The organism is Microbispora sp. H13382 (assembly GCF_014161445.1).
GTDB lineage: Bacteria > Actinomycetota > Actinomycetes > Streptosporangiales > Streptosporangiaceae > Microbispora.
The window spans coordinates 1-20,908 of the sequence record NZ_JABBXA010000021.1 but is presented as its reverse complement, the minus strand read 5'-3'; the positions used below and the strand labels follow the sequence as shown (position 1 = coordinate 20,908).

The 20,908-nt window shown below is 70.1% G+C and carries 21 protein-coding genes; 5 read left to right on the top strand and 16 right to left on the bottom strand.

Translation table 11 applies throughout. The annotated features are described in order from the left end of the window. Positions 1-30: 30 nt before the first annotated feature. The gene (locus HHX41_RS31855) at positions 31-1,188 is read left to right on the top strand and encodes an acyltransferase (RefSeq protein ID WP_182908904.1); all 1,158 of its coding nucleotides are present in this window, start codon (positions 31-33) and stop codon (positions 1,186-1,188) included. A 16-nt stretch (positions 1,189-1,204) separates the two neighbouring features. Here HHX41_RS31855 and HHX41_RS31850 read toward each other — a convergent pair whose 3' ends face one another. The 4 genes from HHX41_RS31850 to HHX41_RS31835 all read right to left on the bottom strand — a co-directional run bounded on the left by HHX41_RS31850 (position 1,205) and on the right by HHX41_RS31835 (position 4,421). Further along, positions 1,205-1,834, bottom strand: coding sequence for a hypothetical protein (locus HHX41_RS31850; protein ID WP_310742281.1), 630 nt, complete (start codon positions 1,832-1,834; stop codon positions 1,205-1,207). A 330-nt stretch (positions 1,835-2,164) separates the two neighbouring features. Then, on the bottom strand, positions 2,165-3,061 hold the full coding sequence (locus tag HHX41_RS31845) for an oxidoreductase (protein WP_182908903.1): 897 nt from the start codon (positions 3,059-3,061) through the stop codon (positions 2,165-2,167). Positions 3,062-3,141: 80 nt separating this feature from the next. Then, a complete protein-coding gene (locus HHX41_RS31840) occupies positions 3,142-3,822 on the bottom strand; it encodes a TetR/AcrR family transcriptional regulator (protein ID WP_182908902.1) in 681 nt (226 codons plus the stop codon). A gap of 74 nt (positions 3,823-3,896) precedes the next feature. Next, entirely contained in the window at positions 3,897-4,421 is a 525-nt protein-coding gene (locus tag HHX41_RS31835) for a hypothetical protein (RefSeq protein ID WP_182908901.1), read from the bottom strand. A 93-nt stretch (positions 4,422-4,514) separates the two neighbouring features. Here HHX41_RS31835 and HHX41_RS31830 point away from each other — a divergent pair, with 93 nt between their 5' ends. Beyond that, entirely contained in the window at positions 4,515-5,429 is a 915-nt protein-coding gene (locus HHX41_RS31830) for a DUF72 domain-containing protein (RefSeq protein ID WP_182908900.1), read from the top strand. Between the two features lie 383 nt (positions 5,430-5,812). Then, positions 5,813-7,519 carry a cellulose binding domain-containing protein gene (locus HHX41_RS31825; protein ID WP_182908899.1) on the top strand — a complete coding sequence of 569 codons (1,707 nt, stop codon included), beginning with the start codon at positions 5,813-5,815 and terminating at the stop codon, positions 7,517-7,519. Positions 7,520-7,650: 131 nt separating this feature from the next. Here the strand turns inward: HHX41_RS31825 and HHX41_RS31820 are convergent, their stop codons facing one another. Next, positions 7,651-7,830 (bottom strand): hypothetical protein, encoded by a 180-nt coding sequence (locus tag HHX41_RS31820; protein ID WP_169981660.1) that lies wholly within the window; start codon positions 7,828-7,830, stop codon positions 7,651-7,653. Positions 7,831-7,923: 93 nt separating this feature from the next. On the opposite strand from HHX41_RS31820, the gene HHX41_RS31815 reads away from it, so the two are divergent. Continuing rightward, entirely contained in the window at positions 7,924-8,382 is a 459-nt protein-coding gene (locus HHX41_RS31815) for a MarR family winged helix-turn-helix transcriptional regulator (protein WP_396795517.1), read from the top strand. 91 nt (positions 8,383-8,473) lie between these two features. Here HHX41_RS31815 and HHX41_RS31810 read toward each other — a convergent pair whose 3' ends face one another. The 8 genes from HHX41_RS31810 to HHX41_RS31775 form a co-directional block, all read right to left on the bottom strand. Next, complete coding sequence (locus HHX41_RS31810; protein ID WP_220504608.1) at positions 8,474-9,274, bottom strand: collagen-like protein; 801 nt, start codon at positions 9,272-9,274, stop codon at positions 8,474-8,476. Positions 9,275-9,515: 241 nt separating this feature from the next. Beyond that, positions 9,516-9,917 (bottom strand): hypothetical protein, encoded by a 402-nt coding sequence (locus HHX41_RS31805; RefSeq protein WP_182908897.1) that lies wholly within the window; start codon positions 9,915-9,917, stop codon positions 9,516-9,518. A gap of 135 nt (positions 9,918-10,052) precedes the next feature. Continuing rightward, positions 10,053-10,931 (bottom strand): polysaccharide deacetylase, encoded by an 879-nt coding sequence (locus tag HHX41_RS31800; protein WP_182908896.1) that lies wholly within the window; start codon positions 10,929-10,931, stop codon positions 10,053-10,055. Positions 10,932-10,961: 30 nt separating this feature from the next. Beyond that, entirely contained in the window at positions 10,962-11,963 is a 1,002-nt protein-coding gene (locus HHX41_RS31795; RefSeq protein ID WP_182908895.1) for an asparaginase, read from the bottom strand. Beyond that, positions 11,960-12,727, bottom strand: a complete 768-nt coding sequence (locus tag HHX41_RS31790; RefSeq protein ID WP_182908894.1) for an SDR family NAD(P)-dependent oxidoreductase — start codon at positions 12,725-12,727, stop codon at positions 11,960-11,962. The genes HHX41_RS31795 and HHX41_RS31790 overlap by 4 nt, the downstream gene beginning before the upstream one ends. A 13-nt stretch (positions 12,728-12,740) precedes the next feature. Continuing rightward, positions 12,741-13,520, bottom strand: coding sequence for an SDR family NAD(P)-dependent oxidoreductase (locus HHX41_RS31785; RefSeq protein ID WP_182908893.1), 780 nt, complete (start codon positions 13,518-13,520; stop codon positions 12,741-12,743). Beyond that, positions 13,517-14,893 carry an MFS transporter gene (locus HHX41_RS31780; protein ID WP_182908892.1) on the bottom strand — a complete coding sequence of 459 codons (1,377 nt, stop codon included), beginning with the start codon at positions 14,891-14,893 and terminating at the stop codon, positions 13,517-13,519. Before HHX41_RS31780 ends, HHX41_RS31785 begins: the two co-directional genes overlap by 4 nt. A gap of 308 nt (positions 14,894-15,201) precedes the next feature. Further along, positions 15,202-16,269: a LacI family DNA-binding transcriptional regulator gene (locus tag HHX41_RS31775; RefSeq protein ID WP_182908891.1), complete on the bottom strand. Its 1,068-nt coding sequence runs from the start codon at positions 16,267-16,269 to the stop codon at positions 15,202-15,204. A gap of 244 nt (positions 16,270-16,513) precedes the next feature. Here HHX41_RS31775 and HHX41_RS31770 point away from each other — a divergent pair, with 244 nt between their 5' ends. After that, entirely contained in the window at positions 16,514-18,373 is a 1,860-nt protein-coding gene (locus HHX41_RS31770; protein WP_182908890.1) for an ABC transporter ATP-binding protein, read from the top strand. Positions 18,374-18,389: 16 nt separating this feature from the next. Here the strand turns inward: HHX41_RS31770 and HHX41_RS31765 are convergent, their stop codons facing one another. The 3 genes from HHX41_RS31765 to HHX41_RS31755 all read right to left on the bottom strand — a co-directional run bounded on the left by HHX41_RS31765 (position 18,390) and on the right by HHX41_RS31755 (position 20,809). Next, positions 18,390-18,965, bottom strand: a complete 576-nt coding sequence (locus HHX41_RS31765) for a hypothetical protein (protein ID WP_182908889.1) — start codon at positions 18,963-18,965, stop codon at positions 18,390-18,392. A gap of 625 nt (positions 18,966-19,590) precedes the next feature. Then, complete coding sequence (locus tag HHX41_RS31760; protein ID WP_182908888.1) at positions 19,591-20,055, bottom strand: hypothetical protein; 465 nt, start codon at positions 20,053-20,055, stop codon at positions 19,591-19,593. Positions 20,056-20,059: 4 nt separating this feature from the next. Continuing rightward, complete coding sequence (locus HHX41_RS31755; RefSeq protein ID WP_182908887.1) at positions 20,060-20,809, bottom strand: DUF6461 domain-containing protein; 750 nt, start codon at positions 20,807-20,809, stop codon at positions 20,060-20,062. Positions 20,810-20,908 lie beyond the last annotated feature (99 nt).

Sequence of the window (20,908 nt, the reverse complement as noted above, 5' to 3'; positions counted from 1 at the left end):
CGTCCCCATTTATCACCTAAAGTCACCTGAATGGCATCAAACCGCTCCCGGCTGGCATGGCTGGACGCCTTACGGGGGGTCGCCGCTCCGGCCGTGGCGCTGCACCACTCGGCCTGGACCTTCGTCCCGGCCGTCTGGGCGGAGGTCGACCGCAGGGTCGACGTCGGCACCTGGGGCGTCTTCGTGTTCTTCCTGGTCAGCGGATACATCATCCCGGCCTCGCTGGAGCGGCGGGGCGACCTTCGGGCCTTCTGGACCGGCCGGGCCTTCCGGCTCCTCCCGCTGCTGCTCGCCGCGCTCGCCCTCGCGCTGCTCCTCGCGTACGCCGGGGTGTTCGAGACGTCCCCGGGCCTCGACAGCCGGCCGCCGCCGCTCGTCGCGCTGGCCAACCTCACGATGCTGCAGGAACTCCTCGGTGTCCCCTCGGTGATCGGCGTGATGTGGACGCTGTCGTACGAGATGGCGTTCTACCTGATGACGGCGGGACTGTTCGCCGTACGGCAGGCGCACAGGCCGGCGCCGATCGCCGTGGTCCTCGCGGTGGCGGCCGTGCCGCTCGGGCTGCTCATGCCCCACGCGACGATCAACGGAGGCGCGGACCTGGCCGCCGCGATCCTGGGCGTCGCGGTGGTCCTGGTCATCGCCGTGACCATGCTCGCGAGCGGGCGTCTCAGGACGGCGGCCGCGGTGATCGGCGGCCTTCTCGGCCTGGCCCTGGTCGTCCTCGGCAGCAGGATCGGCGCCGGACAGGGGCTGGTCATCGCGGCCATGATGTTCGCCGGTACGGCCGTCCACCGCGCGGAGCGGGGCATGCTCCGGTGGAGGTGGGCCGTCACCGCCCTGCTGACGGTCCTCGCCTGCGGCGTCCTGGTGGCGCGCGAGCCCGCCTGGGCCTCGGCGGTCCTGCTGGCGGCCGGGTTCTTCGTGCTCGTGTTCGCGCTGCGGCACCGGTCGTTCCCCCGGTGGCTCGCGTACCTCGGGGTGATCAGCTTCTCCCTGTATCTGCTGCACCCGCTCCTGCTGCGGGTCGTCCCGAACCTGCCGGTGTTCTTCCTCGCCCTGCTGGTCCTCGGCCTCGTGGCGTACCGGCTCGTGGAGGCCCCCGGCCAGCGCCTCGGCCGCCGCCTGAACACCACGCGCGGCGGAGCCCTGAGGGGTGAGCGGGGGCGCCTGCCGGACGGCGCGTGAGCCCCGGCGCCCGCGGTCAGAGGAGGACGGCGAGGGTGAGCCACGTCGCGGCGCCGCCTGCCGCGGCTCCCGCGACGGTCTGGGCCGCGGTGTGATCGCGGATGACCACCCGGGACCAGGCCAGCGCCGAGACCAGCACGGCGCCGGCCGCGTAGACCGGAACCGGTGGCAGGACCCATGCGAGCATCACCACGCCGCCCGCCGCCACCGCCGTGTGGAAACTGATCTTCCACCAGAGCGTGACCGGGCCGGTCACGGCCAGCGTGGCGAGCATGGCGGTCACGCCGGCGACCATCAGGCGCGGGGCACCGAGCATGACCATCAGGGCCAGCGCGGTGACCACCAGGACGACGATCAGGCCGATCAGTTTCGGCCGCTGGGCACGGTCCCTGACGTGCTTGTCGCCGAAGCGGCCCGACCGGACGCCCGCCAGCAGCACCCCGAGGGGAATCCCTCCGCACAGGGCCGCGGTCAGCGCACCCCAGGCGGCGCCCGCCCAACCGCCGGTGACCGCGCCCACCACCAGCGGCAGCCCCATGACGATGTGCGCGGGCGCGAAGACCTCGGTCAGCCCCCGGGCGACCCGGTTCTCCTCCCTGTCCCCCTGACGACCTGCTCGCATGCCGCCGCGACCCGCCGAAGCCACCCGGTCTCCCTTTCCAAGTCACCGGCGAAATCCGGTGCTGGAATGATCTCAGAAGGCCCGCGTGAAACAGGCGATCCACGGCCGTAAGCGACAGCATCCCGTCGCGAAATTATCCCGGCAGGTGAATCGTCAACGTCCGCATCGAACTCGATCCCCCCGTGAACGTCGACCTTCCGGGGACGGGGAAAAGGGCGGTGCGGAGAATCTACTTCTCGACCGATTCTCCGGACGTCGTTCACGGCGTCGTGAAAAGGACCAGCTGAACCCACTCGGCCGGGGGCGCGCGGCCCGACGTCCCCGCCGGTCCCGCCTCCGGCACGTACGAGCCGGTCAGGCGGCCTCGGTGAGCGCGTCCAGGCGGGCCATGTCCTCGTCCGTGAGGCGCAGTGCGGCGGCGGCCACGTTCTCGGCCAGGTGATCGGGGTCGCCGGTGCCCGGGATGGACAGGACGTGCGGTCCCTGCCGGAGCGTCCAGGCCAGCCGCACCTGCGCGGGCGTCGCCCCGTGCGCGCGAGCCACGGCGAGCACCTCCTCCTGGTCCGTGCCGCTCGCACCCGCCTCACGGCCGTCGCCGGCGATCGCGTAGAACGGCACGAAGGCGATGCCCTGCTCCCCACAGGTGCGCAGCAGCTCGCGGCTCCGCGTCGCGCCCACGCCGTACCGGTTCTGCACGCTCACCACGGGCGCGATCGCCTGGGCCTGCGCGAGGTGCGCGGGCCGGATGTTGGAGATCCCGAGGTGCCGGACGAGCCCGGCCTCGCGCAGCTCGGCGAGGGCGCCGAAGTGCTCGGCGATCGAGTCGAGCCCCGGCTGGCGCAGGTACACCAGGTCGAGGTGGTCACGGCCGAGCTGGCGCAGGTTCTCCTCGACCTGGCCGCGCAGCTGGTCCGGCCGGGCGAACGGCAGCCATTCGCCGGACGGATCCCGCCCCGGGCCCACCTTGGTGGCGACGACCAGGTCGTCCGGGTACGGCGCGAGCGCCCGGTTGATCAGCTCGTTGGCCGAGCGCAGCCGGGAGAAGTAGAACGCGGCCGTGTCGATGTGGTTCACGCCGAGCTCGACGGCGCGCCGCAGCACCGCGATCGACCGCTCGCGGTCGCTCGGCGTGCCGAGGTCGAAGGCCGCGCTGCCCGTCAGGCGCATGGCGCCGAATCCCATCCGGTTGACCGCGAGGTCGCCGAGCTTCCAGGTGCCCGCAGCCGCCGCGCCGATTCTGTCCCCACCCATCCCTGCAGAGTGTCACAAAACTGGTGAGCCGGCCGAAGCAGGGAGGAGGAGGGCGGACGCGGGCGCTCGGAACAGGCCGCCTACAGATCCATCATGTCGGCGAGGCCGTCCACGCAGGCGGCGAGCAGGGTGGACCCGTCGTGGCCCATGCCGGCGAACTGCCCCTGGACCTCCAGGCTCACCACGCCCTGGAGCTGGGCCCAGGCCATCAGGGTTCCGGCGAGAGCGGTCGCCGGGTCCCCCTCCGGGGCGAACGCCCGCACCCACTCGGCCACCGCCGGGGTCCGCTCCACCCACCGCAGCATCTGGTCCCGCAGCCCTTCGGCTCCCGGACGGCAGCGTCCCCCGGCGAACACCGGAAGGAAGGGCCCGAGCACGTCGCGGGCCCGCAGCACGCTCTCCGGGGGCGCCTGGTAGCCGGGTGAGGGGGTGCCCGCCAGCAACTGGAACAGGTGCGGGTTGGCCACGGCCCATCCGCGGAAGGCCCGGGCCAGCGCGTGCAGCCGCTCCCGCGGCGACCCTTCCCGTACGGCGGCGCGTACGGCCGCGCCGACCTCGTCGAAGCCCTCCAGGATCAGCTCGGTCAGCAGGTCGTCGCGGCTGCGGAAGTACTTGTAGATCGCCGGGCCGGTGACGCCGAGCTGCTTCGCCACCGCGTTCAGGCTGAGCGCCGCCGCCCCGCCCTCGCCGATCTGGACGAGCGCGATCTGCTTGATCTCCGAACGGACCTGGTCCCGGTAGCGCTGCCGCGGCGTTGACATCCCCTCATTATGGTGAGTGCCTCTCATCTGCGCCGCCGCAGGCGGGTCCAGCCGTCCGCGATCGGCGGGGTCGCTCAGGGGGTGTAGATCTCCTGAACTTTGACGATCTTGCCGCGGTAGACGGTGATGAGCGCCGGGCGATGGCCGGCCTTCATCCGGGGAATCAGCACGCTCCGTGAGCACCGCTTCGACCCGAGACTGTCGTTCTTCACCGTCACCGTGGTGCCCTTGCACCCGGTGGCGCTGTAGAACACGACGTTCTTCGCCAGGGGAGAGGCGTAGGCCATGACGTCACCCTCGGCAGGGCCCTCGAAGTGCCCCTCCGTGTGGCCGGTCGTGTCCTTCACCCACTTGATCGGCTCATATTCCGCCCTACCGGACCGGTAATACGTGACCCAGCCCCGCAGGATGCCGTCATGCCGGGGCGAGATGTGCTTGGTGAAGTCGTGACGGGGGTCGGTCTGGAACGACGTGCCGAAGACCTTGGGCTTGGCGAACTTCGGCATGGCGGCCGCGTCGGCGGGCAGCGCCGCGGCGGAGACCAACGCGGTGGCCGCGACGGCGGGGAGGACAACACGGAGCGAGGTCGTGAGCTTCATGTCCTGTTGGAGTCCGTGCCCGGCGGAGAAGTTCGCGCCCCGATGTCGGCGACGGCCGGAATCCCCTCCCTTCGGGAGGGGAGAGGTCAAGGCATGGGCAAGATCTTGGTCGGCACGGCCTCCTGGACGGACAAGTCGCTGCTCGCCTCGGGCTGGTATCCGGCCGAGGCCTCCACCCCCGAGAAGAGGCTCGGCCACTACGCCGGCCGGTTCCCCCTGGTCGAGGTGGACGCCACCTACTACAACCCCCCGGCCCGGCGTACGGCCGAGCTGTGGCGGGACCGCACGCCGAAGGACTTCACCTTCAACGTGAAGGCGTTCTCCCTGCTCACCGGGCACCCGACCCGGCCTGCCGCGCTGTACAAGGACCTGCGGGCCGTGCTGGGGGAGCCCAAGCGGACGCTGTACCGGCGCGACCTCCCCCCGGAGGTCGTCGAGGAGGTGTGGCGCCGGTTCCTCGGCGCGCTGGAACCGCTGCACGAATCGGGGAAGCTCGGCGCGGTGCTGTTCCAGTTCCCGCAGTGGTTCCCGCCGGGCGGCGCGAACCGCCGATACATCCTGGAATGCCGTGACCGCTGCCTGCCGATGCGCGTGTGCGTCGAGTTCCGCAACGCGGCCTGGATGGACGAGGCCACCCGGAGCGGCACCCTCGACTTCCTGACCGCCAACGACCTGCCGTACGTCGGAGTGGACATGCCGCAGGGGCATCCCTCGTCGGTCCCGCCGGTGCTGGCGGCCACCTCCGACCTCGCCGTCGTCCGCCTCCACGGTCACTCGGAGAAATGGACGAGCCGCGTGATCGAGGAGCGGTTCGGCTACCTCTACTCGGAGGAGGAGCTCCGGCACTGGGCCGGCAGGATCGCCGATCTGGCCGCCCGTACGACCACCACCCACGTGCTGACCAACAACTGCTGCGCCGACAACTCCCAGCGCAACGCGGCACGCCTGGCCGAGCTGCTCGAAGTGCGAGGTGCCGATGTCGTGAGGCCTCCCGGCGGAGCGGCCTGAGACGTCGCCGCCGCGCTCCGCACGGCGGACGGGGAGTGGGGCACCCGAAGCTGAAAGTTTCGTGTACGAAAGCGAAACTTCTGTGCGCACCATCGATGCCATCGCCCCGAACAGCCCTGTTTCACCGACACGGAGACGAAGGTTACCTCGTGAGATTTGGGCCTTGCGGGCGTCGGAAGTTTTCGGCAAGTCTCCGAAAATACCTACCTCCCTACTCGCCTGTGGTCGATCGCCGGACCTGGTGACAGGTCCGGGATCCCCCAGGAGGAAGGACGAGCCGCCTTGACACGTCCCACGGTCTCGCCTGCACCGATGGAGAGCCCGCCGCGGGCCGGACGCATGCCCGTCCCCGCTGCCGGACGGCTTCACCCCGGGAGCTCCCGATGATCGGCACCGTCGACTCGGACGGCAGGAGCCGAACTCCCGGCGTACGCCGCGCGCTCGTCATCGGCGCCGTCGCGGCGCTCTCGCTCGGCCTGGCGACAACAGAGATTCCCAGAGCTGAGGCCACCGCCGCCACGCTCGTCGCGGCAGCCGCGGCCGGCGTCGAGGACGAGGGCGCCGACTGCCCGGTGCCCGACCTGGGGTCGCCGGCGTCCAACTCCCGGCTTCCCGACCCCTTCAAGAAGATCAACGGACAGCGCATCACGTCCAAATCGGAGTGGCGGTGCCGCCGAGAAGAGATCAAGAAGCTGGCCGAACGCTACGTCTACGGCGAGAAGCCCGGCAAGCCGGCGAGTGTAACGGGCACGGTCTCGCGGACCGGCATCACCGTGAACGTGTCCGCCAACGGCAGGAGCGCCGGCTTCTCCGCGTCGGTGGACCTGCCGAGCGGCACCGGGCCGTTCCCGGCCGTCATCGTGTACGGCGGATTCGGCGCGGACACCGCCACCATCAAGGCGAGCGGTGCCGCGGTCATCAGCTACGACCCGTTCACGGTCGGCAAGGAAGGCACGGCGCGCAACAACAAGCAGGGTGCTTTCTACAGCATCTACGGCTCTTCGAGCAGCACCGGGCTGCTCGCCGCCTGGGCCTGGGGCGTGAGCCGCATCATCGACGTCATCGAACAGTCGGGCGGGAGCATCCTCAAGGCGGACGCGACCGGCGTCACCGGGTGCTCGCGGTACGGCAAGGGCGCCTTCACGGCCGGAGTGTTCGACCAGCGCATCGCGCTGACCATGCCGATCGAGTCGGGCAGCGCCGGTGTTCCCATCCTGCGCGGCGTCGCCCAGGAGAGCGGCGCGCAGCCGCTGAGCAGCGCCTACTCCGAGCAGCCGTGGCTGGGTGACGCGTTCGGCTCCTTCACCGGCAACCCGAGCCAGCTGCCGGTCGACACGCACGAGATGGTGGGGATGATCGCCCCGCGCGGGCTGTTCATCATGGAGAACCCCCACGTCGACTGGCTGGGCGCCCAGTCGGGCAGCGTGGCGGCGCTGGCCGGCGCGGAGGTCTACAAGGCGCTCGGCGCGGGGGACGACATCAGCTACTGGTCCGACGTGCAGGACGGCACCCACTGTGCCACCAGGTCGGAATGGCGGACGCCTCTGCAGCAGAACATCCAGAAGTTCCTGGTGAAGTCGGGCAACGCCGCCGGTGTCTTCCGGATCTCGTCCAGGAAGTCCGGCAACCTGTCGCAGTGGAGGGACTGGACGACTCCTGTCCTGACCGACAACAGCCCGTCTCCGAGCCCTTCCCCGAGCCCGAGTCCTTCCCCGAGCCCCTCGCCCAGCGGGAGTCCCAACACCAGCCCGAGCCCGTCTCCGAGCCCGAGCCCCTCGCCGTCCGGCGGGGTGACCGGCCCGTGCTCGGCGACGATGCGCGTGGTCAACTCCTGGTCCGGCGGCTGGCAGGGTGAGGTCACGGTGCGTGCGGGCACCTCCTCGATCAACGGCTGGACCGCGAACTGGACCTGGCCGAGCGGGCAGACCATCACCCAGGTCTGGGGAGGCGTACGGTCGGGCTCCGGCTCGGCCGTGACGGTGCGCAACGAGGCCTGGAACGGCTCGGTCGCGGCCAACGGAAGCACGACCTTCGGCTTCATCGCCGGAGGGTCCTCGGCCACCCCGGCGATCACCTGCACCAGCCCGTGACCGCACCGGTCGCGACCGGTTGAACCATGAATCGATCGGGCCCGCGGCGACCGCGCCGCGGGCCCGATCCCGTTCTCCACACCACGCGAGGAGCGCGGGAGTCGCCCGGGCGTCCCTCGTGCCGCTGTCGGTCAGTTGCCCAGCAGCATGACGATGCCGACGATGACGAAGTGAACGAGCACCGCGAACACCAGCACGCTGGCGAAGATCCACTTGGCGGGGCCGTGCTCGAAGTGCTTGCTGTCCTTCATCGGCGGGCGCTTGGCGACGCGGTCGGCGATGCGCTCTTCGAGACTCTTCCTACGGGCCATGACACTTCCTGTGTTCTCGGCGCTGGTGCTTAGTCCACTAATCATTAGTGTACTAACCCGCTAGCATGGCAGTGGAGGTGCGTAGTGAGTGAGATTGGCGACACCGTCGACCCGCTGGCCCTGGAGAACCAGGTCTGCTTCGCTCTAGCGGTCGCCTCACGGTCGGTCATCGGCCTCTACCGGCCCGTGCTCGAACCGATGGGGCTGACCCACCCGCAATATCTGGTGATGCTGGCCCTGTGGCAGCACGCGCCGCTGTCGGTCAAGGACCTCAGCCGGCTGCTGCAGCTGGAGCCTGCCACGCTGTCCCCGTTGCTCAAGCGCCTGGAGTCCGCCGGTCTCGTCGAGCGCCGCCGCGCCAGCGACGACGAGCGTTCGCTCGCGGTGGTGCTGACCGACGAGGGACGCGCGCTGCGCCGGCAGGCCGAGAAGGTGCCCGCGACGATCGTCGAGCGACTGGGCATGGAGCTGACCGAACTGCAGGACCTGCACCAGGCGCTCAACCGGGTGATCGCCGCCGCCACCGGCGCGCACCTCGCCGGACGGCCGTGAAGGCGGCGCCCCCTCCGCCCGGCCGCCGTACGCCTCGTCGCCGGGACCGAGGCGGTGCCGGTTCCCCGCCACCGCCCGGCCCGCCGCGCCGTCAGCCTCCGATGCAGAGCACGTAGATCGTGCCGGCCACGGACTTGCCGTAGAGCCTCCAGCCGACCGCCTCGCCGTTGACGAGGTACGGCGCGTTCGTGGTGATGTGGGGCGCGCTCGCGCTGCTGCCCGTGATGAAGCCGCCGCCCGTGGCGACCATGTTGTCCGGGCACATGATTTCGTCGCTGCCACCGTTGGCCGGCAGATAGAGGGCGTCCGCTTTGGTGATGACGTTGGCGGCTCCCCCCGCCGGACCGGCCGGGCCTGCGGGGCCCGCCGGACCTGCGGGGCCTGCCGGGCCTGCCGGACCACGCGTGCCCGGATCACCTTTCTGGCCCTTCGGGCCCTGCGGACCCGCGGGGCCACGCTCGCCCTTTTCGCCCTGGGGGCCGGCGGGACCGCGCTCGCCGTCCTTGCCGTCCTTGCCCGGTGTGCCGTCCTTGCCGGGCTCGCCCTTGGGACCGGCGGCGCCGGTGTCGCCCTTGAGGCCCTGCGGGCCGCGCATGCCCTGAGGACCACGCAGACCCTGCGGGCCGGCGGGACCCTGCGGACCGGTGCCGCCGATGCCCACCGGGCCCTGCGGGCCGGTCTTGTTCCACGACACCTTGGTCTCGGTCGTCTTGCACGCGGTGGTCGCGTTCACCAGGCGCATGTACCGCGTGCTCTTGTTCACACACGCGTAGAACACGGCGTCACTCGCCGACGAAGCGGTGGCCGCGCCACCCAGAACCAGAAGCGACCCGACCAGGGCACCGGCCGTCATCAGGCCGATGGTGCGTCCGCCCGGCAACTTGATGGCCACGGGACTTCCTTCCTGAGGCATACGAGGTGACTGAAACGCGGAGGTGCGAGTGCTACACGTCCGAGAAGCAGCCGGGGTTGTCCTCCCGAAGATCACGTATGCGCATCGGCGATCGGTGTCAGCCACTCCGGTCAGAAATCACGCGCCGCTTCAGACAGGTGGCATGCGGTGGCCCCGGCACCGTGTCAGCGCCGGGGCCGCCGGTTCTTCCATGGCCCATGGGCGGGTGCGGGCTCTTCGCTCACACCGGAGCGGTGCCGACGATCCTCCCGTCCGCCGCGAGCAGCCGGAACGGCGCCGCCCGGTCGAGGGCGTCGAGCGCGACCGCGCGGCGGTCGAACACGCGGACGCCCAGCCCGAACGCGGTGAGCCGCAGGTGCAGGGCGCCGCCGGGCGGCACACTCATGACCGTGACGGCCGGCGGCGGATGGGGCGCCAACGGCGGGCGGTAGCCGGGATAGGCGTCGTCCTCATGGCCGGTCCCGTGCTCGTGGTCGCGCAGCGACGCTTCGAGCTCGTTCCATCCCGACGGGACCAGGAGATGGGCCACGCCGTCCAGCAGCCGGTCGAGGGTCGGCGCGACGCGCGCCCCGCCGGTGCTGCCGGACGCCAGCCACCCCTGCGGGACGGGGCGGACCCTCACTCCCCTGCACACGGCGCCGACGAATCGGGCGATCGCCGCCCGCCGCCGGTGCCCGGAGATGAGGGGCCCGGCCCAGTCCGCGGGCGGACCTCCGCAGGCACCGCACATCCTGTTCGCGCTCCCTCGCCGAGACGGTTACGCCCGGGGGCGGCGGGCCTTGAAGTCGTCCGCGATGGCGTCGAACGTGGACCACCGGACGCCCTCGTGCTTGTTGATGTGCTCGATGAGGCGCTCCAGCATGAGCAGGACCTGCGGACGGCCCGAGACGTCCGGGTGGATCGTCATGGTGAAGACGGCGTACTCCGACTCCCGGTAGACCCAGTCGAACTGGTCCCGCCACATCTCCTCGATGTCGCGAGGGTTGACGAAGCCGTGGCTGTTCGGGCTGGTCTTGATGAACATCATGGGCGGCAGGTCGTCGAGGTACCAGCTCGCCGGGATCTCGACGAGGTCGGTCTCCTGTCCGCGCACGAGCGGCTTCATCCACTCGCGGGCGTCCTTGTCATAGTCGATCTTCGACCAGGTGTCGCCGACGCGCACGTAGTACGGCTCGAAGTCGCGGTGCATGAGCGAGTGGTCGTACTTGATGCCGCGTTCGAGCAGCAGCTCGTTGGTGACCGGCGAGAACTCCCACCACGGCGCGACGTACCCCGTGGGGCGCCGGCCGGTGCGCGTCTCGATGAGGTCGATGCAGTGGTCGAGGATCGTCGACTCCTGCTCGCGGCTCATCGCGATCGGGTTCTCGTGGCTGTAGCCGTGCACGCCGATCTCGTGTCCGGCGGCCACGACCTGCTCGAACTGCTCGGGAAAGGTCTCGATGGAGTGACCCGGCCAGAACCAGGTCGACGGCAGGTCATACTTCTTCATCAGGGCGTTGAGCCGCGGGACGCCCACCTCGCCGGCGAACAGGCCGCGCGAGATGTCGTCCGGGGAGTCCTCACCACCGTACGAGCCGAGCCAGCCGCCGACCGCGTCGACGTCGATCCCGAACGCTACGAAGATTTCCTTGGCCACAGCGCATCCTCTTCTCTTGGTGTCGATGGGTCAGACATGGGCGGCGAGGGCCTGCCGCGTGACGGAGACTCCCTGAGAGAGCAGCAGCGCCAGCAGCAGCCTCGCCTGGTAGACGGGCAGCCCGCCGACGCTCAGCGCCCCGGCGCGTACGAGGTCCACCCCGCCGCCGTTGCCGTACGTGGGCACGACGGGCCCCTCGGCCACCCGCGTGGACAGCGCCACGACCGTTCCCCCGGCCACCGCCTCGGTAATCCAGTCCAGCAGGGCGTGGTTGGCGTTGCCGACGCCGGTCCCGGCGAGCACGACCGCCCGCGCTCCGGCGCGTACGGCGGCCCGGGCGAGCGCGGCGTCGGCGCCCGGGTGGACCGTCACCACGTCCACCCGGGTGTCGTCGAAGCGGGGGCCGGGCGGGTCGAGCGGCGCCGGCCGCACCGGCCTCGTCGTGATGTGTACCCCCGTCGGGTCGACGCGGCCGATGGGACCGCCGTCCAGGGTCCTGAACGGCTGGGCGGCGACGGTGTGGTGCTTGCGGGTGCCCCGGGCGGCGAAGATCCGCCCGGCGAAGGAGATGAGCGCGCCGCACCCGCGCGCATCGGGAGAGGCGGTGACGGCGACGGCCTCCCGGAGGTTGCGCGGCCCGTCGCTGTCGGGCTGGTCGGCCGCCCGCTGGGCGCCGGTGAGGACGACGGGCTTGTCGCCGCGGTGGACGAGGTCCAGGAGGAACGCCGTCTCCTCCATGGTGTCGGTGCCGTGGGTCACCACGACGCCGGTCACGTCGTCCCTGGCGATCTCCGCCGCGACGGCCTCCGCGATGAGGCGGAGCTCGTGGTGGCCGAGCAGGTAGGAGCCGAGACTGAACAGGTCGCGGCCCTCGACCTCGACGTCCCCGTAGCCGGTGGAGCCGAGGAGCTGCGCGGCGGTCCTGCGCGCCACCGCCGGGCCGCCGGGTTCGCTGCTCGACGCGATGGTCCCGCCGGTCGCGATGACGACGACGCGCGCCTTCCGAGATCCGTCTTCCGTCCGGGTGCTCACGGCATCACGTCGCCGGAGTTGGGACCGAGCGTCTGGCCGACGTAGATGTCCCCGGCGGGCGAGCTCGCCAGAAGCAGCGCGGTCGGCGCGACCTCCTCGGGCCGGCCGAACCTGCCGAGCGGCAGCTCCGCGGCCTTGCTCCGCTTCCACTCCTCCGACAGCCCGTCGATGAGCGGTGTCACGATCGGGCCGGGCGCGATCGCGTTGACGAGCACGCCCTTCGGCGCGAGTTCGAGGGCGAGGGCCTTCGTCAGGCCGATCACGCCCGCCTTGGCGGCGACGTAGTGGGCGAGGCCCGTGCCGCCCTTGATCCCGAGCTGGGAGGCGATGTTGATGATGCGGCCACGGCCCGCCTCCACCATGTACGGCGCGGCGTAGCGGGCGGCGAGGAAGACCCCGCGCAGGTCCACGGCGATGGTCCGGTCGAAGCGCTCCGGCGTCATCTCCAGGAAGGGGACCTCGTCGAGGATGCCGGCCGCGCTGACCAGCACGTCGATCCGGCCGTGCCGCTCCGCCACCTCGGCCGTCGCGCGCTCGACGGCGGCCGCGTCGGTGATGTCGACGACGTGCCCCGTGACGTGCCCCGTGACGTGACCCGTGACGTGACCCGTGGCCGTGCCGAGGCCGAGCAGCTCCCCGGCGACGGGCCTGACGTCGAGCAGGGCGAGACGGGCGCCTTCCGCGGCGAACAGCCGGGCCGTCGCGGCCCCGATCCCGCTCGACGCTCCGGTGATGACGGCGACCTGGCCGTCGAGAGCTCCCATGGTCCGTTCCCCCTCAGCTCGGCCAGCGGACGGTGAGCCCGCCGTCCACGATCACGCTCTGCCCGGTCACGTACGCGGCGTCGTCGGAGGTGAGGAACCGGATCACCCGGGCCGCCTCGTCGACCGTGCCCACCCGTCCGGCCGGGATGATGTTCCCCGCCTCCCGCAGGCCCTGCGGCCCGAGCGAGTTGACCTCGTCGAGCGACTGGGGGCTCTCGATCAGCCCGGGGATCACCGCGTTCACGCGGATCCCGCGCGGTGCCAGCTCGACGGCCAGGGAACGGCACAGGCCGAGCACGCCGGCCTTGGCCGCCGCGTAGTGGCTGTGCTCCTCCCATCCGTACACGCCGCCGGCGATCGAGGAGGTGGCCACCATCGCGCCGCCCTGCTCCATCCGGGCCGCACAGGAGCGGAAGATTCGCAGGACGCCGCCGAGGTCGACCGAGAGCATGTCGTCCCACGCGCCGTCGGTCATCTCCGCCAGCGCCTGGCGGCGCAGTACGCCCGCGGCGGCCACGGCGACGTCGAGGCGGCCGAAGGCGTCGACCGCCGCCTGGGCGAAGCGCTCGGTCTGCTCGTACGACCGGACGTCGAGCTCCACGGCCACGCAGCGCCCGCCCGCGGCCTCGACGGCGGCGACGGTGTCGCCCGCGTCGTGCGGGTCCCCGGGGTAGTAGCCGACGACCGAGTGCGCCCCGGCCCTGGCGTAGGCGACGGCCAGCGCCCGGCCGATGCCGCTGGCCCCTCCCGAGATGACCGCGACCTTGCCCTCGAGCCCGTCGTCCCTGGTCATGCGAGAACCTCCTTCTTCTGTGCCGCGTGGTCGCCGAACCGGTTGGTGGTGTTCGCGCCGAGCATCAGGAAGCCCGAGATCAGCATGAACACGGAGCCGGCGCTGATCGCGGCGACGGTCATGGACAGCCCGGCCGCGAGGAGCACGCTGAGCAGCGCCGATCCGGCGATGCCGCCCAGCGGCGCCATGACGTGCGCCACGTTGGCTCCCGTTCCCCGCACATGCGCCGGGAACGACTCGCCCATGTAGAACAACATCGCGGCGTAGGGGCCGTTGAGGAAGAAAAGCGTCAGCGCGTAAAGCGCGACGGTGAGCCCCTGCCCGGTGGGCAGGAGGAGCATCAGGAGGCTGACGGAGCCGCCGATGAGCCAGCCGAGTGTGATCGTCAGCTTCCGTCCGATCCGGTCGCCGATCCAGCCGTGGAAGAGGTATCCGGCGAATCCGGCGATGTTGGACAGTACGAGGACGATGAGCGCGCTCTCGAACGAGACGCCCTTCGCCTCCACCAGCACCGTGGTGCCGAGGACGGAGAAGACCTGGATGCCCATCCAGTTGGTGAGCCACGCGAGCGCCAGGCTGATGGTGTGCCGCCGCAGCCCGGGAGCGAGGACGTCCTTGAGCGCGCCGCTCGTCCTGCCGTCCACCAGCTCGGTGACGTCGTGTTCCTCGGCGAGCAGGCGCGCCCCGGCGTGATCACCCTGCTCCTGGCGGCGCTTGACCTCCTTCATCGCGAGGAACGTCGGAGACTCGGGCAGCTTCAGCGCGAGCAGGATGATCGGGATGGAGAAGGCGAGGGCGAAGAAGAAGGACCACCGCCACCCGGCGAGCGGCAGGAGCACCGCCGTGATGCCCGCCGACAGCAGAGCGCCCACCGGCCATCCCGCCTGCACCAGGCTGAAGACGAAGCCCCGGTTCTTCACCTTCTTGAACATCTCGTTGAGGTAGACGGCGTTGACCACCTCTTCGGAGAGCGACAGGCCGGTGAACGCCCGGATGACGACCACGCTCACGGCCCCGATCGCGAGGCCGGTGAGCCCCGAGGCGAGCGCGCCGCCGGTCATCAGCAGAACCAGGGCCTTCTTCCGGCCCATCTTGTCCAGGGCCGGGCCGACGACGAGGGAGACGACGAACACGCCGACCGTGGCGAAGGTGTTGACCATCGTCGACTGGCTCGTGGACCAGCCGAAATGCTCACCGATCTTGGGCAGGAGGGTGCCGAAGAGGGTGTAGTCGTACACGGAGGCGACCCAGGCGAGAAAGGCGATGACGCTGACGTAGGCGACCGCCCGCTTCGTCACCGGCCGGTTCCAGGGTTCGTTCGCGGGCGCTCGCAGGGACGCGCCCGGCGCTCCCTGGGATGGGACAGCTCCCATTTGGGGGACTCCTCCTAGTTGGGCTCAAGAAGGTACACAAAGGTTTGTGTAACGCTGCACAAAGGTTTGTGTGAAGAGCGAAGACGAGACCCTGACCTTTTCACGTGCGATGAGACGTGGCCGCCCGCCTGTCGCGCGCCCGGCATGTACGCGTACATCGGCGTCACGCCGGCCGACGGTGGAATGGTCGACCCCACGCGCCTGGCCGGGTGGGCCGCACCTGGGGAAAGTGGTGCGTCCCGGGTCACTACCCAAACCTTTGTGCAACCTTCAGGCAGGGTAAATGTGGCATCCGCCCATGTCAAGGGTCACACGGACGGGCCGGACCCGTCCGTGCCGGTGGACCGGGAGGCCTCCGGCGACACCGTCGACTCGCGGACGACGAGTGTGGGCGGCAGGCGCAGCGGTTCGACCTCGGCGCCCTGGAGTAGGTCGAGCAGCATCTCCAGCCCCAGCCGTCCGATCTCGTGCATCGGCGACCGTACGGTGGTCAGCGGGGTGGGCAGCTCCGCCGCCAGCGCGGTGTCGTTGTATCCGACCAGCGCGACGTCGTCGGGGATCGACAGCTTCCTGTCGCGCAGCGCGCCCATGACGCCGATCGCCGCGAAGTCGTTGGCGGCGAAGATCGCGTCCGGCAGCGGGCGGCTGTCGAGGATCCGCTCCGCCGCCTCCCGCCCGCCCTGCGCGTCGAAGTGGCCGTGGACGATGCGGTGCGGCGGGACGTCCACCCCCGCCTCGCGGAGCGCGTCGATGGCGCCCCGCGTGCGGTCGAGACCGGTCGAGGCGTACGGCTCGCCCGCCAGGATCGCGACGTCGCGGCGTCCGATGGAGACGAGGTGCTCGCCCACCAGCCTGCCGCCGAGATGGTCGTCGCAGGTAACGGACGGAAAGTCGCGGGCGCGCCGGGAGACGAGGACGAACTTCATCCCGCGCTCGGCGACCCCCTGCAGGAACTCGCCGTCGAACTGCGCGTCTCCGAAGATCATGCCCTCGACCCGGCGCGACAGCAGCGTCTCGGTCGCACGCGCCCGCTTCCGCGGGTCGTCGAGGGAGTTGGTGACGAAGGTGGCGAAGCCCTTCTCCGTGGCCGCCTCGTCGATCCCCTCGTAGATGGTGGCGAGCACGTAGTCCTGAAGCCGGGGCACGATCACGCCGATCAGCCGGGAGCGCCGCGTCCGCAGCCCGACGGCCTGCGGGTTGGGCGTGTACCCGTGCGAGGCCGCCGCGGCCCGGACCCGTGTGATCGTTTCCGCGGACGCCCAGCGGCGCGCCGACGCATCGGAGGCCGAATTCAGCACCCGGGAGACCGTCGAGGGGGTGACGCCCGTCTCGTCGGCGATCATCTGGAGCGTGGCGTGGGGCGTCCGCCTGCCCATCGACACTCCCTGCACCCGCGATCCTCTGCCGACCCGCGACCGTACCCGCGCGGGACCATGCCCATTGTCCCGGCTGGGACCATGCCCATTGTCCCGCCTCCGGGCCGGTCGGGGAACCGCGCCGGCGTCTCGGATCCCCCCGGGCCGGTCACTCTTGGTAGTGGAGTGACAGGAAAATCGTTCGCCCTTCCGTTGAGCACTGCGGCAGCATGGCCACGGCGACGTCGGCATTCGGGAGGGGCTGATGGCTGTGCTCGGATCAGGTGAGGAGGTCGGAGACGGCCCATCCGCGCGGAAATCGGCGGTCCTGCTGGTGCTGCGCTACTACTGCGCCGAGCTGAGGCGTCAGTGGCGGGTCGCGGTGCCCACGCTGACGTTGCCGGCGATGGGGAACATCTGCCTGTTCTACCTGGCACCGCTGGCGGTGGCCGGGCTCGTGGGGCACCTGTCCGACGGCGGTGACGGCTCCGTCGGTGCGCTCCTGCCGTACGTGCTGGGTTTCGGCGCGATGCTGCTGGCGGGCGAGGCGCTGTGGCGGGTGGGGCTGCACTTCCTGAACCGCACCGACGCCCGGGGCATCGAGCGGCTCGGTGTGGTGGGCATGGACGCCTTGCTGGCCAAGGACGCCGCGTTCTTCCACGACAACTTCGCCGGCTCGCTGACCAAGCGGGTCATCGGGTTCTCCTCCAGGTTCGAGGAGTTCGTCGACACGCTCACCTTCTCGATCATGGCCAAGCTGGTGCCCCTGCTCTTCGCCTCGGTGGTGCTGTGGCGATATCACCCGCTGCTGGTCCTCGTCCTCGTGGGCCTCATCATCGTCACCGGATTCCTCGTCGCCCCGCTCATCCGCCGCCGCCAGGCCCTGGTGGACGAACGCGAGGCCGCCAGAGTGCTGGTGTCGGGGCACGTCGCCGACGTGCTGGCCAACATGGAGACGGTCCGCTCGTTCGCCGCCGAGGAACGCGAAGCCGCGGAATATCGAGCGAGGATCGCCGAGCAGCGCAGGTTGACGCTCCGTTCCTGGGATTACGGCAATCTCAAGGTGGACACCGTCGTCGCCCCGTTGTCGGTGCTCACCAGCTCCGTGGGCCTGCTCCTCGCCGTGGCGCTGCGCGGGGGTCTCGGCGTGGAGGCCATCGTGGTGACGTTCACCTACTACTCGAACACGATCAGCATCATGTTCGAGTTCAACCAGATATACCGGCGCATCGAGAGCGTGCTCACCGAAGCGGCCCAGTTCACCGAACTGCTCCTCGAGCCGCCGACCGTGGTGGATCCGGTCGAGCCGCAACCACTGCGCCCGGCAGACGCGGGCATCCGCTTCGAACGGGTGAGGTTCGCGCACGGCGGTGGCCCGCTCCTGTTCGAGGACCTGGACCTGGACATCCCCAGCGGCGCCAAGATCGGGCTGGTCGGCCAGTCCGGCGGCGGCAAGACCACCCTCACCCGGCTGTTGCTGCGTCTCATGGACATAGACGGAGGCAGGATCCTGATCGGCGGCCAGGACATCGCCCGGCTACGTCAGGCGGACCTGCGCGGCCTCATCGCCTACGTTCCCCAGGAACCCGCCATGTTCCACCGGTCCGTACGCGACAACCTCGCGTTCGCCCGGCCGGGCGCCACCGATGCCGAGATCCTCCGGGCCGCGCGGGCGGCGCACGTCACGGAGTTCGTCGAGGCCCTGCCGGACGGCTTCGACACTTTGGTCGGCGAGCGCGGCGTCAAGCTCTCCGGCGGCCAGCGGCAACGCATCGCACTCGCGCGCGCCATCCTGCGCGACGCCCCCATCCTCCTGCTGGACGAGGCGACCAGCGCCCTGGACTCCGAAAGCGAGATCCTCGTCCAGGAGGCCCTGTGGCAGCTGATGCAGGACCGGACCGCGCTCGTGGTCGCGCACCGCCTGAGCACCGTCGTCCGCATGGACCGGCTCGTCGTGCTCAACCGGGGACGCATCGTGGAGCAGGGCACCCACAGCGAACTGCTCCAGGCCGACGGCCCCTACGCCCGGCTCTGGCACCACCAGTCCGGAGGCTTCCTCATCGACGACGACATCGACGACGACACCCCCGAAGCGCTCGACCGTCCCACCCAGACCGTCACCTGAGCGCCCTGTCCGGCGATCACCCCTCCGCGGGTGACCAGCAGACGGGCCGGGTGGTGCCGAGCTTGCGTGCGCTGAGCGGGGAGAGGGTCATCGGCGTGACCCATCCCTGCCGAGCCAGCACCACCTGAGCGGGAAGCGGGGTGACCGGGTAGACCTCGATGCCTCGCGTCCAGTTCATGAGCACGCCTTCGGTCCCCTCCAGATCGACCATGACGATCGACACGGGTTGTCCGTCCGCGGCCCAGGTGTTCCAGATCGCCCACCCCTCGGGCCGGGCGTCGACTCCCAGCCGGGCACAAATCTCGTCGTACGTCCCCGCCATACCCGCAGGCATGGCTTCCGGCCGGAGAACGACGATCCCAGCGAGCTTCATGAGCGGTAGCTCGGAGTCGTCGACGCAGCCGTCGCCGGCGAAGTGGTGGTGGCGGATCTGGTCGTCGAGCTGGCTGATCACCTGTTGGAGCGGTGTGAGCTCCGCCGGATCATCTCCGTAGGAGAGCCAACCCTCCTCTTTCGCCATGGCGACCACCTTGCGGGCGAGGTGTTCGACGTGGCGGAGATATTCGGGCTCGCTGAGTTCCGCGGCGGGCATTCAGACAGTCTCGCATCGACGCCGATGTCGGTCGTGTGATTTCACCGTGAACCTGCCGCGACGCGGTCGCTCCCGAATCTGCGTGGACCTGCAGGTCCCCTAGCGCATTCACGGGCGCGGTTTCGACGGCTTCTCCTTCTGACGGCAGGTTGGCTAGGGCAGTTCGCTGCGTATCAGAGCTCTGGAGAAGGGTTCTCCGGTTCTCCGGGCGTACGTCATACGTGCGCGCACCTCGCTGAGCGAGCGTGGGCGGTAACCAGGGCCCCCACAACAACTCTTGTTGAAACGGACACCCGCGTGCAGCAGCACCGAGAGGGTACGCCAGCCTGCGCTGTCCCTACGACGCGGAGCCGCGAAGGCGGATCCGACATGGATGAGCGGCCGGGCGCACCGGGGGCAGCGCCGATCGTCAGGGCCCGGGCCTGGATATGGCTGCTTGTACGAGGCACGGCACGGCAAACAGACGAAAGACGTCTTTCCATGGGCCATACGGCCAGAGTAGGCCGATCACCCAGCAGGAGCGACAGGTTTTGGACCTGCTTCCCCGGAGCCGCGGGCGCGTTTCAAAACGATACTGTCGACCAATTCAATGCGGGTCAGGGCTCGTACGTGATCCGATCTGCGGTCAGGGAAGTCGCTCGCGGAGAGCCAGCCACTGATCAAGCGCTTCTGCTGTAGGCGTCACTGAAAGATGGCCACGGATGCCCTGGGCCGGCGCCAACAGATTTTTGCACTGACGGAGGGCCAAGATCTCTGTGTGGGGCCGCTGCCGCCAGTTGGTGACCCACTGTGCGGCGTCTCGCAGCTGCAGCGGGAGAGCCGTGAGAATGTCCATGGCGAGGGCATCCGGATTGGAAAGCGGTGCGTCTGTGGGGCCGAGGTTCTCGATCAGATACGCGCGCAGGTGGAATCTGCGCACGTTGGCGGTGATGGCGTCCAGACCTGCGGCCTCGGCTCTGGCAAGCGCGTACATGGCCGTCTGTGCCCACAGCCACCGCCCTTCGCCTTGCTCGGGCTGACAGGCGTAGGAGCTGTTCACAACCCACACCGCGAGCCAGCGGTTGACGGATTCAGGCGGGTGGCCGACCACATGGTCACTCTTTCATGCGCCGCGCGAGCCTCGGGGATGTGCCTTCAGCGCTTTCGTAGTAGCGGGCTATGGAGGCGCGGTGAGGTAAGCCGCCAGGCCGGAGGTGGCCGGGTTCCAGCCGGACGCCGGTACGTCGTTCAGCGAGTGCCAGAGCGCCCTCGATATAGGGCGGGAAGGCCTCGGGGTCGGGGTCGAAATCCCAGAGCATGCCCAACTCTTCGAGGTCCTGCTTCAGCCGTTCAGGGTCGGTGCTGTCGCTCCAGTGGGCGAACATCGGGACGAGCCGGGTGACGACGTGGCCGTCTACGGCATGGACGAAGTGGGAGTGGTGGTTGACATTGCGCTCCACACTGGCGATCGACGTGCCCTGCGACAGGGCGTGCACCACGTCACCCAAAATCCCGGCATGGCCGCACTCCGCCATGATCGATCCACCGGGCGCACGGCCGACTTCGATGGTGGCGAAGCCTTCCTGTCCGGGGTCCTCGGTGAGGCCCAGTCGGCTCAGCACCTCTTCAGGCGTGAGGTCGGCTATGAACGTGAGACAGAACGCTGCTCGTGACCATCCGGACTGGCTCCACCACGCGTAAACGTCCGTGGTCGCTCTACGGTCACCGGTGAGGATCATCGAGCCCTCGGAATGACGGCTCGTTTCATCGGTGGCCGGCGCGACAGGAATTCGATGACCGCAGCTCTCTTCCGTTTCGTCGTACTGAGCTTCCCCCTGTTCTCCGGACACCTCGCCTGAGGTCACCCTTGATCATCAGGAAGGATGTCCCTCATGCCCGCACCACACCCTCCAGAGTTCCGGCGCCGCGCGGTCGAGCTGGCGCGCCAGGGTGACAAATCCCTC